Origin of the sequence: Listeria weihenstephanensis, assembly GCF_003534205.1 — a bacterium.
Lineage (GTDB): Bacteria > Bacillota > Bacilli > Lactobacillales > Listeriaceae > Listeria_A > Listeria_A weihenstephanensis.
The window spans coordinates 3017754-3033066 of record NZ_CP011102.1 but is presented as its reverse complement, the minus strand read 5'-3'; the positions used below and the strand labels follow the sequence as shown (position 1 = coordinate 3033066).

The following is a 15313-nucleotide window of genomic DNA, read 5'->3' as shown; positions in this document are numbered from 1 at the left end:
CAGTGGTTGGGATTAAAGATATAGCAAATAAAGCGGGTGTCTCGATTTCCACTGTTTCTTATGCGTTAAACGGCAGCCCGAAAGTAACTGACGCAACGAGACAACGAATTGTGGCAATCGCAAACGAATTAAACTACATTCCGAATATGGCAGCACGAACATTGAAAACGCGCAAGACGAAAATTGTTGGTATTTATTTGGCGAACTATAGCGGTGTATTCTATGGGGAACTTCTGCACGGACTAACAGATACGTTGCTAGATAAGGGTTATGAATTGATTGTGTGCAGCGGTAAGAAAGCACATCGGTTTTTACCTGAGCGAATGATTGATGGCGCGATTATTTTGGATATGGGATTTTCGACGGAGGAATTGCTGGAATATGCGGGACGTGGTCATAAAATCGTCGTGCTAGATCGCGAGGTGGAGCACCCAAATGTGAGGCAGGTTTTGCTTGATAACAAGGCGGGTGCAACGCTTGCTGTGGACTATTTGAAAACAGGTTTTTCAGGTAAATTCTATATTGTGACGGGTCCAACAAACACGTATGATAGTGAAGAACGCTTGCGGGCGGCGCTTTCGGAGTTAGAGCGTTTTCGGGATGAGGAAGTGATTGTGATTCCAGGTGATTTTTCGAAGGTGACGGGTGAAAAGGCAGCGCAACAAATCGAGCGGGAATGGACTGGCGAGCCAGTGGCGGTTTTTACGCTCAATGATGAGATGGCGATTGGCATGTATAATTATTTCGCGAACACGAGTCTGGTAATTGGGCGTGACGTGAAAATTATTGGGTTTGATAATACGGAAGTCGGGCAATATTTACAGCCGCGATTGGCAACGATTGAGTATTCAAAGTACAAATGGGGCGCGGTTGCAGCGGAGAAATTGTTGAAATTGTTAGAAGAGGAAGAAGTGGCGGATGAGATTATTTATACGTCGTTGATTCCAAGTCACTAAAAAAACGGATGGGATTCATTGGAATCTCATCCGTTTTTTTACTTAGATTAAGGCAGTAAACGAATATCTTGTTGGATATTTTGAACCGCAGTTTTTGTTGAGAAATTATATTTGCCAACTAAACGAATGCCTTTTAGCGCTTCAGGAACGGTGCCATTATACACTGGTGCATAAGCGTCTGTTCCGCTGACACCTAGATATAAATCAGTGTTGAATGGAATTTTATCGATTGTAAAGGCTGTTGTGTATGATGCTGAGTTGACTGTGCGCAACACTTTGCCATCTTTATCATAGATAGTTAGAGCAACGACTTTACTCTTTTCACCAGAATCTAGGATGCCGTTGTTGTTAGCATCGATGTAAAGGTTACCTTTGATTGTTGGTAACTTGCGAATTCCGAAGTCAAAGTTAGTCGTTTTAGTAAATTTAAGAGCAGTTAGATCGTATGTGTTACCCCAAATGTCTACTTTTGCAAAGCGCATAGCAGGGATATGATTTAGTAGATTGGCGATTGATTTCGCATCGCCGAGCACGGAGTTAACGCTAGTTCCTGCTTGTGTACCTAAATACTTATCTACGTCTACTTTTTCTACTGCATCGATAGCTTTTGGTAAGAATGTTGCTAAAGCTTTGATGTATTCGTTGTCTGGGGTTGTAGAGGCATCGCCAGTGTCAAGAAGTGTTGGATCATCAAGTAGTTTTTGGATATCGCCGCCAGAGATGATGTCAACGAGCGCATTGATTTTCTTGAGGTTACCGATAAGATCACCAAGCGTTAAATTAAAAGGTGAGCGGATCATCACGTACATGCCTGGGTCCACTTCTGGAAGCGCGATTGGTGCAAGCTTGCTACTAGTTCTGAAAAGAATCGCGTCTTCAATATCCAGAGAACCGCTTAAAGCAGATGTGATATTGGATGATAGGTCAAACTCTGACAAGCGACCGCTTTGAATTAATTCGGCTGTCTTTTCTAGGTTAAGGAAAATGATTGTTTTACCGTTCATTACGGATTCGTTGGCATCTTTCAAGCCGTTGACATTCAAATCCTCGAATGGTGTCATCGTTAAATTGGTTACTTTTTTTGTTGCAAGGTCTGCCCAAGTAACGATGTTTAGCGTGTTAATCGTAATTTTAGACACGCCTGGAATTTGCTTTCCAGCAGCATCTAATGCGGAATTTTTTTGTGCGATCGGCTTAATGGATGCATCCGTACCGTATTTGACGAAGTAGGTCCCTTTTTGTAATTTTGTAAAGTTGTAAACGCCTACTGCATTTGTTTTAGCGGTCGCGGCTACGTTTGTTCCAGCGATCGCATCGGCTTGTGTTTTGTGCAATGTTACGGTCATGTTTGCTTGCGGTAAATCCAATTTGTGCAATTCCATGATGCCGTTGCTGTTTGTGTCAGCATAGACTGTTCCTGATAGCGTGTAGATCGACGGATTTAGAAAAGATGCATTGGCTGCAGGTGCGAAAACACTAATCGCCATCACTAAAATCAGAACAAAGGCTAATAACTTTTTCCCGAGATGGTGTTTCATTGGTAAAATTCCCCCTTTAAAATTTGGAGATTGCGGTTCGTTTGTATACAAAAAAGTGAGTGCTGTGCCGCAACCTTTGATGCCATTGTATAAGCTAGCTTGGAAAATGGCAATATAGTCAAAAAGGCAGGTAATTTAGCCGGAATTGTTGTTTATTTAATGGTAACAGGTGAGTGTTATATAGAAGGTTGGAGGATTTACAGAGTTCATCTATCAAATATAAAGTGTTTTTTAGAACTAAAAACAGAGCCGTTATTACATCGTCTAGTTGTGTTGTTTCCGGTAATGCTAGGATTAATAAGTTAAATTTCATATTAAAAAGCAAAGATATATTGCATTTATGAGAGAAAAATTCACTGAATTGTAGATAATATAAAAGGAAGTTCAATTCGGACGAAATAGCTAGCAGAAATGGTCATATACATATAAAAAACTGCTCGTTTTAAAGAGCAGTTTGGAGAGTTAGCTTATTCTTCTTCCTTCTTCTTAGATTTTCTACCCCATAGGAATACGAGGAGAAGGATTAGAAGCGCAAGCAAGGAGCCAGCAACAATATAAAGCCAAGTGTAATCAGGTTCGATATCGAGCGCTTTATCATTTAATTTTTTTGCAGTGTCATCGTGTATTGTGAAATATTCAGACCATTGCCAAACCTGCTTGCCACTTGTTGCAATCATGTCCATACGATATTTACCAGCTTTGAACTCATCGGTTCCCCAGCTAATTGGAAAGTTAAAATTGGAGTTTGGTGCCATACGCATGTTGTTTTTGGTAGCTTCATGTAAAACTTTCGTACCATCCTTCTTGAAAATTTCAGCCTGTACATCGAGGTCTTTTAGTATGGTGGCTTCGGTATTTTGAAGGTTAGCAGTAACAACATTTCGGTAGTTAATCTGCGTTGGCGTGATGTCATTTAAAGCTAGATCCGCCTTGATTTCGGTGTCATTTTGAGATAGCATCATGCCGATAACGTAAGCATATTGATTCTCGATTTGAATTTCTTTCGATTGTGTCTCTTTTTTTGCCTGATTCTTTTCTTTGAAGTAAATTCCGCCTAAAATAGTACCGTCTATCTTCTCGTTGGGCATCGTAATTTTGATGGGATAGTCTTTACTCGAATTTGCGGGAATAACTACTTCACCAGCGGATTCGGTGAACTCAGCGATAGGATGTTTCAGCGTGTTATCGAGCTTGGGCTTTTCCTGGCTGTAATCAACAATCCCGTTATCGTTTGTCGTAGCAGTATTAACAGAAGTGAGCACAGTTAGCTCTTTATCCGTCTCGTTTGTCATGGTTACATGGACAGTTTGCTCTTCACCAGGTGCGATTCGCAAGTCGAAATAGCTCTTTGATTTGTCAATTTGGTTGTCAGGAATAATAGCATTCACTGAGAAATTCATTGCAGTCGCATCGGTATGAACCGGGAAAAGTAGTGTTGATGCGAGTAAAGGTAGTATTAAAAATAGGGCCATTAGTTTTTTCATGTGGGGGATTCCTCCTAATTATTAATAAATGACCTCTATGGTAAGGGGATTCACGCGATAGAGGGGTATTCAGGTGAAAGGGGATTTTGTTTGTAAGGGGTTTGTATCTTTATAAATTAAGTATAAGCCATGAAAGATCGATTTTAGGGATTCTATCATAATTTTTTAAGCGTGAGAAAAAAATGATTTTTGGAGCAATATAAAAAGCTTATGAGAAGGAACACGTTGACTTTATTACAGCGTCGAATGAAGAAGAAGGTATTTATGAGTTTTTGAAAGCACATGTGAACTAAAAATATCACGCACGCTCTAGAAGTGGATCTTTGAATCTGTTTTTAGGGCGTTTTTTTTGAGAGTTAATAGGTGTTAATAAATATTTAATATCCAGCTTATTTGGAATTTATATCTAAGGACTATGATGGTGTTAGGATAAATTTTGAAATAAAAAGGAGCGTTTAAAATGACACAATCAAAGAAAGTTTTATCTTCTATACTGGTGGCTACGACGATCATCGCTGGTGTGGGGCCACAAATGGGGACGATTCAAGCTGCTGCTATGGTGGCGAATGCGACGACGAACGCTGAAATCACGGAGTTGCGTTCTCTAAATGCGATGACCATTCAGATCAAATTCGATAGAACGTTGCCTGCTGAGGATGTAGCGGACGCTAATTTAGATGCTATAAAAGAACATTTCGCGTTTAGCGGAGGGCTAGAAATTGTGAATGTGCCGCGCTTGAAATCGGGCTCGACGGATACGTATATTGTACCAGTGACGATTCAAAATCCTGGGGAAACTTACACGCTTAGCTATAAAGGTGGCGCGACGCAGAACTTTACGGGTAGCAATGTGAAGCTACCGATTCGGGATACAAATCAAGTGACGAACGACACGTTTGAACTCGAGTCATTCCAAGCGGATGGTGTGGTGGATTATGCGAACATTATCGCAGCGTATGCTGGTGGACGCGGGGACCAAGCGTTTGTAGTGAACGATGCAAATGAAGATGCCGCTGGACAGAAATTCCAAGTTATTTCGTCATTGCGTGATCGCAGCGTAACGATAACTGGGTCAAATGGAGATTCGTATACGGCGAATTATGTGCCTTTCACGCAAGCATCGGATCGCCGCCAAGCACCGAAGTTCCGTTTGCCAGCTGGTGAGAAATTGACGCCGGGCGTGATGTATACGGTGACTTCCAACTGGGCGAATATTGCTAATAATACGTTCACGGCACGCCAGATGGCACCGTTAGCGATTGCTTCTGCGGAATTTGTAGATGCGAATTCGTTTAAACTGACGCTAGCGGAAGATCCAAAGATGGACTTGCTTGCTGGACGCAGTGTGAAACTAAAAGGCTCAGACGGAAGTGAGTTGAGCGCGAGTTATCGTTTTTCTTCGCGTCAAGGTGCGACGGGGACTTTTGATGTGACCGGTGGTGGGACACTTCATCCAGAGGTTGTGTATGAAATTTTGCCACAAAATAATTGGGCGACAAATGCGGATGTTACGTTGGGACAAGAAGCGGCGTACAAGATTGAGTCGCTAAACGCGATGACGTTGCAAATCATTTTTCCAGAGGCGCTTCCGGCTGATGAGGTTGCGGATAGCAATTTAGATGCGATTAAGAAAAATTTTGTGTTCAGTGATGGCTTGAGTATTGTGAATGTGCCGCGTTTGAAGTCGGGATCTAAGAGCACATACATTGTCCCTGTGACGATTCAAGAACCTGGAAAAACTTATACGCTTAGCTATAAAGGAATGCCAGTCGAAACTTTTGTTGGTAGTGGTGCCAAAATTAATATCCGAAATACGGCGCAAGTGACGAACGACACGTTTGAACTCGAGTCATTCCAAGCGGATGGTGTGGTGGATTACGCGAACATTATCGCGGCATATGCGGGCGGGCGCGGGGATCAAGCGTTTGTGATCGATGACGCCAATCGTGACGTAGCTGGTAAGCAATATCAAGTTATTTCATCATTGCGCGATCGGAGTGTCACGATTACAGGTGATAACGGCGAAGTATTTACGGCGAATTATGTACCTTTCACGCAAGCATCGGATCGTCGGCAAGCACCGAAATTCCGCCTTGCCACTGGTGAGAAATTGGCGCCAGGCGTGACATACACGGTGAGTTCTAATTGGACAAACGTTCAGAATGCTTCATTCGTAGCAAAAGAAATCGCGCCATTAGTTATTGCTGATGTAGCGGGAATCGATGCCAAGTCGTTTGAATTAACGCTGGATAAGGATCCAGAGATGGATTTGCTAGCAGGACGCCAAGTGGAGCTAAGAGGTGCAGATGGAACGACGCTTATTGCGCAGTATCGTTATTCATCGCGCCAAGGTATGACGGGTATTTTTGACCTCATGGATGGCGAATTAAAGAAGGACATTGTTTACACGATCGTGCCACTTAATAATTGGGCAACGGCTACAAACGTGACGCTTGGCGAGACAGAAACTGCGCCTGAGGTGACTGATCCAGATAAAGAAATAATCGTTGTACCTGAGAAAATTGATAAGAAACCAGAACTTCCTGAACCAATAGGAACTGTAGGGACTTCTGATAAAACAGGAAACTCGAAACCAGAAGCTACTACTGAAAAAGCGGATCTTCCAAAAACAGGTGACACGATGCCGATTATTCCGATGACAGCTGGATTAGGTGCTATTCTAACAGCAGTTTATATGCTAATCAAACGTAGAATTACGAATTTAGGGGGTAAATAGAGTACTCTGTTTGGCTAAAGAATGATTTGCTATAATGAACATGAAAAGAAGGTTGCGCGACAACACAACCTTCCAGTCAGAGCCGCCTGAGACGGTGGCCGTATTATAACGTTAAGAGATAACCGTTACTTTTTGGTCAAAGTAGGGACGGTTATCTCTTTTTGTCTTTGTCGCGGTCAATACAGAGCACAAGCATTGCAAAGGAAATTGCAAGGGTTAGAGCTTCATATACGGACATAAGAGTCTGGAACATACCCTAGATAAATCGGCGGCAAGCGCTCGTATTCAGGAGATTCGGCGGACTTCCGGTTCTCACATACACCAGTATGCTCCGCTTCCGGCTTCCACCGAATCTCCTGAATACAAACGCTTTCGCTCGATTTGTGTAAAGCAGAATTTTTTGCCCTACCCGAAGTAATCGATGGCGGTTTTGCTTTATGTCGAGTTTTGCCCTAGTCTCACAAATCAAGATATGGCATCACCCCTTCATTAGGACTAGCCAACCATCTCACACTTCTCTATTGCTATTATACCAGATCATACGCACGAAAAGTATTTATTTTACAAAAAAGTCTAAATGCTTACAAAAATACGAAATCAGCTTTAAAAATGAATTAAAACGCAAAAAAAAAGCCGTTATTGGGCGCTAAAACATCCAATAACGGCTTTTCGAATTACGGTAGCAAAGGAATATTTTGTTTAATTTCTTGAATGCTACTCTTCGAATCGAATGTGTAGGCTCCAACTAGGCGTAAACCTTGTAGCGCTGGAGGTACGATTCCTGTATAAACAGGGCTGTAGGCGTTTGTGCCGTCAATACCGATGTAGATTGTTTTATCAAATGCTAACTTATCTAGTGTGAATTTGGTAATAAGCGAGGATGTTGTTACGGATTGGATGACGTTTCCGTTTGCATCATAAGCTGTTACTTTAGTCGCTTTACCAAACTCTAGTAGGTCTTTTTTGCCGTTCTTGTTTTTATCCACGAAAAGATCACCAGTGATGACTGGAAGTTTACGAATTCCGAATTGGAAGTCTGTTGTTTGTGTGAATTTTAGAGCTGTCAGGTCATAGGAATTACCCCAGATGTCGACTTTTGCAAAACGCATGGCTGGGATGTGGTTTAGAAGTGTTGCAACGGATTGAACTTCTGTAAGCGTTGAATTGACACTTGTTGCAGCGTCTGTACCTAGCACTTTTTCTACATCTACTTTTTCTACGGCTTTAATTGCTTTTGGTAGGAAGTTTGCAAGTGCTTTGATGTAGTCGTTGTTCGGTGTTGTTGAGATATCGTCTGTGTCGAGTAATGTTGGATTGTCTAGGATGCCTTGAATGTCTCCGCCAGAAATGATGTCGATAATGGCCGTTACTTTGTCGATGTTACCGAGTAAGTCGCCAACTGTTAGATTAAATGGTGAACGGACCATCACGTACATGCCTGGCTCAACGTTTGGCATTGTGATTGCGGCACCTTTACTGCTTGTTCTAAAAAGAATGGCGTCTTCGATATCTAAGCTACCGCCGAGCGCGCCCATGATTTTAGAATTTAAATCAAGTTGTGATAGACGACCGCTTGAAATGAGATCGGCTGTTTTTTCTAAATTGATGAAGATAAGTGTTTTACCATTTAAAATGGATTCGTTGCTGTCTTTTGTTCCATTCCCATTTAAATCTTCAAATGGTGTCATTGTTAGGTTTGTTGTTTTCTTGGTTGCTAAGTCTGCCCAAGTGATGACGTTCAATGTGTTGATTGTGATTGCCGCGATGCCTGGGATTTTTTTGCCAGCTGCGTCTGTTGCCGAATTGCCTTGTACGACTGGTTTTGTTGTTGTTTCTGCGCCGTATTTGATGAAGTAGCTCCCTTTTGCGAGTTTCGTGAAGTTGTAAACACCGACTGCATTTGTTTTAGCGCTAGCAACGATATTTGTTCCTGCTTGCGCGTCCGCCAGTGTTTTGTGAAGCGTTACGGACATGTTCGCGAGTGGTAAGTCCAAGTTGTGTAATTCCATCACGCCATTGCCATTTGTATCTGCGTATACTGTTCCAGAGACTGTGTAAATAGCCGGGTTCAAGATACTAGCGTTCGCTGCTGGTGCAAAAGATGCAAAAAAGACTGCAAAAATAATGACTAGAGCAGCAAAGCGTTTGTTGAAAAACTGTTTCATTAATGATTCCTCCCTTTTTAGTTCTAATTTTAGTTTAGCGGGTGAACTAGTAAAAGGCAATCTAGATTGGAATGGATGTATAGTGGTGAAAAAGTTATTTATTCTGAAATTCGAAAAATATCTATTGATACTTTAAATTTAGATAGTGACTAAAAAACGATGTGTATAAGTTGGAAATATATCATTTAGTATATTTACAGAATGCTATGTTGAAATCACAAATCAGAAAATACCAGTCACTTTCTGCAACGTTAGATGAAAAAAATTGGGATTATCATACTTTCCAGACAAAATGTTCATAAAAGTTTCACATATGGTTGATCAGCTCATATATTCGATTCGCAAACAATATTTTTAGTGATAAACAGAACTTTAAATGAATTCCTGCGTATTATGTCATCACGGGTGTGACATTTCTGTTGTTTTTTTAGTAAGCGTTATCAACTATACTGAAATAGTACAAGAGAACGTTATTAAGTAGGAATACAAAAAGAAGCTGGAGTTGAGATGAATGGAAATCATGAGTGTAAGTGGAATTAATGTAGCGATGCAAGGGAAGACGAAAGCAGAAATTTTGCAAGAGTTTGCGGATTTGGCGGTTAAAAACGGCAAGGTCTCGGATGCTGCGGGATTTTATAAGGATTTATGTTTGCGTGAAGAGGAGTCGACTACAGGATTTGGTGGGGGAATCGCGATCCCTCATGCGAAATCAGCTTTTGTGAAGGAAGTCGGCGTTTTAGTGGGACGCGGGGAAAATGCGGTGGCTTGGGAAGCAATGGATGATCAGCCAGTGTATTGCTGGATTTGTCTGCTTGTGCCGGAAACCGGTGGGCAAGAACATTTACGATTGTTGTCGCAGTTAAGCCGGAAATTGATGGATCCAGAGTTCGTTGGTCAGTTGAAAACAGGGACGGAAAGTGAGATTTTGGCGCTAGTTCAAGGCGTTATTTCGTAAAAAGGGAGAGAGTTAGATGGCGAGTTTAAATATTGTTGCGATTACGAATTGTCCTGCGGGAATTGCCCATACATACATGGTGGCAGAGGCGTTAGAGCGCAAGGCAGTTTCATTAGGTTACACGATAAAAGTGGAGACGCAAGGTGCGAGTGGTGTTGAGAACCATTTAACACCGGCTGAAATTAAGGCGGCGGATTATGTGATTCTGGCGCTTGGACGGACGATTAGTGAGGAAGACCGATTCCGTTTTGCAAATAAGAAGGTTGTGGAACTCAAGGTTTCGGATGCTTTGAAACAGATCGAGACGATTTACGATGATTTGGAAAGCAAAGCGACGTTATTTACGGCGGACAGCAACATCAAAATGGGACAGCAAGATGTACCAACGGGAAGCGTGATGAGTCACTTGATGGCGGGAGTTTCAGCGGCATTACCGTTCGTTATTGGTGGTGGTTTGCTCGTTGCGATTGCAAACATGCTTGTGCAGTTTGGGATGCCGTATGTCGATATGGCGAATGGAGACCCGTCGTTTGCCTGGGTTGTTGAGACGATCGGTTATTTAGGATTCAAGTTCATGATTCCGATTATGGGTGCGTATATTGCGAGCTCGATTGGCGATAAGCCTGCATTTGCACCAGCATTTTTGGTCACCTATTTAGCGAATGACAATACGATGCTTGGAACGGAGTCGGGTGCTGGATTTTTAGGTGCGGTGGTTCTGGGACTAGCGATTGGTTATTTTGTGAAATACTTCCGAAAAGTGAAGCTGGGCAAGGCGTTGCAACCGCTGCTTGGTTCGATGTTGATCCCATTTGTGACATTATTTATTTTTGGTACGCTCACATTTTACGTATTGGGACCTGTAATGGGCGGTATGATGGACGGAATGTTGCACTTTTTAAACACGATTCCGACTGAAATGAAACTTGCCGCAGCCTTCCTCGTTGGCGCGATGCTTGCGTTTGACATGGGTGGACCGGTAAACAAAACAGCTTGGTTCTTCTGTTTCTCGTTACTCGACAAAGGAATTTATGACTGGTACGCGATCGTTGGTGTTGTAGCGTTGATGCCTCCAATGGCCGCTGGAATCTCGACTTTTATCGCACCAAAATTATTTACAAAACAAGAAAAAGGCGCGGCGATCAGTTCGATTATCGTTGGTTCGACGGTTGCGACGGAGCCTGCGATTCCATATGCACTTGCGGCGCCACTACCGATGATTACTGCAAATACGCTTAGCGGCGGAATAGCGGGGATGTTAACGATTATGTTCGGCGTTCAAAGGCTAGCACCTGGGATCGGTATTTTCGACCCGCTTATTGGCTTGATGTCGCCATGGTACTGGTTCTATCTTGTTTTAGCATTTGGATTAGCATTAAATATTTTCCTAATTATTGTTCTGAAAACGTGGTGGTTAAAACGGAAAGAGGCGAAATTAAAAGATGGAGACGAATTTACTGAAACAACTGGTGATGGCATCGGGGACTAGTGGTGACGAGCAAGAAATCCGCGAAATTTTGTATAAGGAGCTGGTCGATCAGGCGGATGAAATTACGTTTGATGGATTGGGGAGTTTTATTGCGCGCAAAGGTTCAAAGGGGCCGAAAGTGGCGATTATTGCGCACATGGATGAGGTCGGATTTATCGTGAAACATATATCAGATGATGGATTTATCTCGTTTGATACGGTCGGTTCGTGGTGGACTCAGAGTATGCTGAACCACCGTGTCGAAATTCGGACGGAGACGGGAAAAGTGGCAGGGATTATTGGTTCGATTGCCCCGCACGCTTTGAGTGAGGCGGATAAAGCGAGGCCGATGGAGCATGACGCGATGTTTATTGATATCGGCGCGGATTCAGCGGAAATGGTGGCAGAGATGGGCGTGGCGATCGGTGATTTCGTTTGCCCTGAGCCGAATTTTGCGGAGTTAACGCCAGACCGAATTTTGGGAAAAGCGCTTGATAACCGGGCTGGATGCGCACTTGTGGCGGAACTTTTCAAACGGTGTGAGAATGAGGAGATTACGCTTTATGCGGTGGCGACGGTGCAAGAGGAGGTTGGACTTCGCGGGGCGCAAACTTCGGCGGAAGCGATCCAGCCTGATATTGCGATCGTGATTGATACGATGGTTGCAGGTGATACGCCTGGATTCGATCGGATAAAATTCCCGTTGAAACTAGGATCGGGTGCGGCGTTAGCGCTTTTTGATAAACGCTATATTCCACATCAAAAATTAAAACAAGACATGATTGATACAGCTAAGAGTATTGGCGAACCTATGCAGTTTTGCACGATGAAGACGGGTGCGACGGATGGTGGTCGTTATAATGTGATGGGTGGCGGACGACCTGTTGTGGCGTTCTGCTTACCGACGCGCTATTTACACGCAAATTCTTCGATGATTTCACGCTCGGATTATGATAGCTTGGCTGCATTGTTGGATCATTTCTTGGCAGGATATCACTCAGAAAAACATGAGGCGATTTGTCGCTATATAGGATGAAGTTTGAGGCTCGGCGGACGCGCTGAGCTTTTCCATAGAAAGGACGGGACATAAGCATGGGAAAATATGATTTTAATGAAGTCATTGATCGTAAAAATACATATTGTACGCAGTGGGATTACATTGAGGACCGTTTTGGGGAGCATGATTTGCTGCCGTTTTCGATTTCGGATACAGAATTTCAGGTGCCAACGCCAGTTCTTGAGGCAATTCAAGCGAGAGTGGCGCACGGGGTTTTTGGTTATTCGAGGTGGAATCACGATGCTTTTAAAGGGAGTATTACGAATTGGTATCAGACGCGATTTAATGCACACGTTGACAAGGATTGGGTTCTTTATAGCCCAACAGTGTGTTACGCGATTTCGGTTTTAATACGTCTGAAAAGTGAAGAATGGGATCGCGTCGTTGTTTTTTCACCGATGTATGATGCTTTTTACAGCTTGATTGAAGAAAATAACCGCGAGCTAGTCGAAAATGAACTTGTATGGGATAATGGGAAGTATTGTATTGATTTTGAGCGTTTGGAGAAGCAATTGAAAGGTGCTAAAATTTTGTTGCTTACCAACCCGCATAATCCAACGGGGCGTGTTTTTGATAAAGCAGAACTCGCGAAGGTTATCGAAATTTGTGAACGCCATCATATTTTTATCATTTCAGATGATATTCATATGGATATTGTGTATGGAAACGCGCAGTATACACCGATTCTGAGTTTGGCTGAGAATCCTGTGAATATGTGTATTTGTACATCGGCGAGTAAGACAATGAACACGCCAGGTCTCATTGGTTCCTATTTATTAGTGCCAGATGCGACTTTGCGAGCGGCGTTTTTGAAGCAATTAAAAGCGCGTGATGCCCTTTCATCTGTCAGCATTTTAGGCATGTACGCGACGATGGCGAGCTATAATGAAAGCGCCGATTACGTCGATGAACTGGTGATCCATTTAGAAAATAATATGCACTTTTTGAAAAATTATATTACGAATCATATACCGGAAATTCGTTTTGAAATACCAGAAGGAACTTACTTGGCTTGGCTCGATGTATCTGCGCTTGGCGTGACGAAAGACGCATTGCAAGAGGCGCTAATACACGTTGGAAAAGTAGCAATTATGCCAGGGGAAACCTACGGAGGACCGGGATTTTTGCGGATGAATGTGGCATGTTCGCGCAGTAAGCTAGTAGACGGTTTAGAGCGAATGAATCAAGCAATTCAGACGTTAAGGAGGTAAAAGGGATGCTAAATCAGCGGCAAGTACAAATCATGGATCGGTTAGAAAATGAAAAAGCAAGCGGTTTAGAACTCGCGAAATTAACGGGAACTTCAAAAAGAACGATTTTGCGTGATATTTCCCAGATCAATCATATTCTCCAAACGATTGGCGAAATTACCTCGAGTCAAGCAGGTGGGTATCAGTTAGACATTCGAGATAAAGCGGCTTATACGAATCTTTTGCACCAATCAATGTATGATGATGAACTTATTTTGCTGGAGCTATTGCGTCATGATTTCAGGACGCTTGATGATTTAGCGGCAACCTTATTTTTGTCAAAAGCGCTTATATCGGAGAAAATTGTTTTTTTACGTGGGCACTATGAGAATCGCTTGCAGATCAAGTCAAAGCCGAATTACGGACATTATTTAGATGAATCGCCGTTTCGAAAAATGATTTTACTAGCTAATTTGATCGATAAAAATCCTCCTTTTTTTTGCGAGCGGCTGGGTATTTCAGTGAATGATTATGCGACTTTATTGGATGGAATCAGGAAGGTAGATGGAGCTCTTTATTATCCGAATATTCATTCCGCGCATTTAGCGAGCTTGATTTTGGCGGCCAGTATTTTGGAGGATGAGCCAAATATGGACTGGCATCAACAGTTGGTAGGTCAGGATAAACAGGCTGAAGCACGAGGTCTCATGGCATTTTTCATGGAGGCGCAACAACGAAAAAGCGCTGCGGTTTCTCCTCAAAAAGTGCAAGAAATATTGCAAGGATTGGCAGAGCAATATAGTACGCCTGTTTATGATTTGGAGCTAGTCGAGCAATTAGTCGGGCATTTGAAGCGGAGCATCGCGTATCCGATTATCCTGCACGACCGGAAGCTGCACAATATCTCAAATATTAAAGCGGTATATCCACTGGCTTTTGACTTGAGTATTGCGTTTGTGAGTAGTGCGAATGAGGTATTTGGCATCGAATTGTATGATATCGATCTGATTGGTCTCTATTTTTCGTGTGCGATGGAGCGAATCAAGCAGTCCGCGGCGAAAGTTATCTTGTTTTCCGACCAATACGCTGTTGCGAGTATTAATAAACAGATGATTGAAAAAGAACTGCAGAGTATCGAGATTATTGTCGTCATGCACCGCCAAGAATTACAGACAACGTTGCAAGATCAGGATATTAAATTGATTTTAAATAACCACGCGACGTTTCAGGAATTTGAGACGGATGTAGCTTGCATTGATATTAAGCAGGTCATCACGAAGGCGGAATTACGCTCGATTCAAGATACGTTAGAAAAAATCGATGTGCGCAAAAATATTCGGACGTTTTTCCCAGAGAATTTGGCGATGGACTATCATAATGCGCCAGAAGAAGATTGGAATACGATCGTTCAGGGGATTTGCAGGGAACTAGAAGCTCGTGATATTTTAAGTTCAGATGAAGCAATGAAAATTCAGGAACGTGAGCAAAAAGGAAATAATTTAGTGATTAACCATCTGGCTTTACCGCATTGTACGACGCAGCGCAATCAAGCTTTTTTTGCGGTATTTGTGCATCTTGCTGAGGCCGTTTTGGTGGACGGGACGCTTGTGCATAATGCTTTAGTAGCTTGTGTGAACCCGAATGTGAGTACCGAGTTGAAGGTTTTTAGTTATCTTTATTATGTGCTAAATGAACATGATAGTGAAGATATTCTGAGTTTGACGGATTATGCAGCGTTTATTGATTGCATTGAGGGCTAAAAT

The 15313-nt window shown here is 42.6% G+C and carries 10 protein-coding genes; 7 read left to right on the top strand and 3 right to left on the bottom strand.

Annotated features, from left to right (window positions below; all coding sequences use genetic code 11):
• Positions 1 to 2: 2 nt before the first annotated feature.
• Positions 3 to 956 (top strand): LacI family DNA-binding transcriptional regulator, encoded by a 954-nt coding sequence (locus UE46_RS14600; protein ID WP_036061459.1) that lies wholly within the window; start codon positions 3 to 5, stop codon positions 954 to 956.
• A 47-nt stretch (positions 957 to 1003) separates the two neighbouring features.
• On the opposite strand, the gene UE46_RS14595 is transcribed toward UE46_RS14600, so the two are convergent.
• Both UE46_RS14595 and UE46_RS14590 read right to left on the bottom strand, forming a co-directional pair.
• Complete coding sequence (locus tag UE46_RS14595) at positions 1004 to 2494, bottom strand: SdrD B-like domain-containing protein (protein ID WP_036061460.1); 1491 nt, start codon at positions 2492 to 2494, stop codon at positions 1004 to 1006.
• Between the two features lie 467 nt (positions 2495 to 2961).
• Positions 2962 to 3978 (bottom strand): WxLIP family cell surface protein, encoded by a 1017-nt coding sequence (locus UE46_RS14590; protein ID WP_036061461.1) that lies wholly within the window; start codon positions 3976 to 3978, stop codon positions 2962 to 2964.
• 460 nt (positions 3979 to 4438) lie between these two features.
• On the opposite strand from UE46_RS14590, the gene UE46_RS14585 reads away from it, so the two are divergent.
• On the top strand, positions 4439 to 6715 hold the full coding sequence (locus UE46_RS14585) for an LPXTG cell wall anchor domain-containing protein (protein ID WP_077912548.1): 2277 nt from the start codon (positions 4439 to 4441) through the stop codon (positions 6713 to 6715).
• Positions 6716 to 7389: 674 nt separating this feature from the next.
• Here the strand turns inward: UE46_RS14585 and UE46_RS14580 are convergent.
• Positions 7390 to 8880 carry an SdrD B-like domain-containing protein gene (locus UE46_RS14580; RefSeq protein ID WP_036061462.1) on the bottom strand — a complete coding sequence of 497 codons (1491 nt, stop codon included), beginning with the start codon at positions 8878 to 8880 and terminating at the stop codon, positions 7390 to 7392.
• Between the two features lie 511 nt (positions 8881 to 9391).
• Here UE46_RS14580 and UE46_RS14575 point away from each other — a divergent pair.
• Genes UE46_RS14575 through UE46_RS14555 form a run of 5 tightly spaced genes read left to right on the top strand, consistent with a single transcriptional unit; the run spans position 9392 to position 15310 of the window.
• The gene (locus UE46_RS14575) at positions 9392 to 9835 is read left to right on the top strand and encodes a PTS fructose transporter subunit IIA (RefSeq protein ID WP_036061463.1); all 444 of its coding nucleotides are present in this window, start codon (positions 9392 to 9394) and stop codon (positions 9833 to 9835) included.
• Between the two features lie 16 nt (positions 9836 to 9851).
• On the top strand, positions 9852 to 11324 hold the full coding sequence (locus UE46_RS14570) for a PTS fructose-like transporter subunit IIBC (protein ID WP_036061464.1): 1473 nt from the start codon (positions 9852 to 9854) through the stop codon (positions 11322 to 11324).
• Positions 11278 to 12339 (top strand): zinc-binding metallopeptidase family protein, encoded by a 1062-nt coding sequence (locus UE46_RS14565; RefSeq protein WP_118907732.1) that lies wholly within the window; start codon positions 11278 to 11280, stop codon positions 12337 to 12339. Before UE46_RS14570 ends, UE46_RS14565 begins: the two co-directional genes overlap by 47 nt.
• Before the next feature lie 56 nt (positions 12340 to 12395).
• Complete coding sequence (locus tag UE46_RS14560; RefSeq protein WP_036061465.1) at positions 12396 to 13571, top strand: MalY/PatB family protein; 1176 nt, start codon at positions 12396 to 12398, stop codon at positions 13569 to 13571.
• Between the two features lie 5 nt (positions 13572 to 13576).
• The gene (locus UE46_RS14555) at positions 13577 to 15310 is read left to right on the top strand and encodes a putative frv operon regulatory protein (RefSeq protein WP_118907731.1); all 1734 of its coding nucleotides are present in this window, start codon (positions 13577 to 13579) and stop codon (positions 15308 to 15310) included.
• Positions 15311 to 15313: the final 3 nt, after the last annotated feature.

Coding starts and splice junctions, on each gene's coding strand:
- UE46_RS14570 (WP_036061464.1), top strand. CDS start 9,852: ATGGCGAGTTTAAATATTGTTGCGATTACGAATTGTCCTGCGGGAATT.
- UE46_RS14560 (WP_036061465.1), top strand. CDS start 12,396: ATGGGAAAATATGATTTTAATGAAGTCATTGATCGTAAAAATACATAT.
- UE46_RS14575 (WP_036061463.1), top strand. CDS start 9,392: ATGGAAATCATGAGTGTAAGTGGAATTAATGTAGCGATGCAAGGGAAG.
- UE46_RS14555 (WP_118907731.1), top strand. CDS start 13,577: ATGCTAAATCAGCGGCAAGTACAAATCATGGATCGGTTAGAAAATGAA.
- UE46_RS14595 (WP_036061460.1), bottom strand. CDS start 2,494: ATGAAACACCATCTCGGGAAAAAGTTATTAGCCTTTGTTCTGATTTTA.
- UE46_RS14585 (WP_077912548.1), top strand. CDS start 4,439: ATGACACAATCAAAGAAAGTTTTATCTTCTATACTGGTGGCTACGACG.
- UE46_RS14580 (WP_036061462.1), bottom strand. CDS start 8,880: ATGAAACAGTTTTTCAACAAACGCTTTGCTGCTCTAGTCATTATTTTT.
- UE46_RS14565 (WP_118907732.1), top strand. CDS start 11,278: ATGGAGACGAATTTACTGAAACAACTGGTGATGGCATCGGGGACTAGT.
- UE46_RS14590 (WP_036061461.1), bottom strand. CDS start 3,978: ATGAAAAAACTAATGGCCCTATTTTTAATACTACCTTTACTCGCATCA.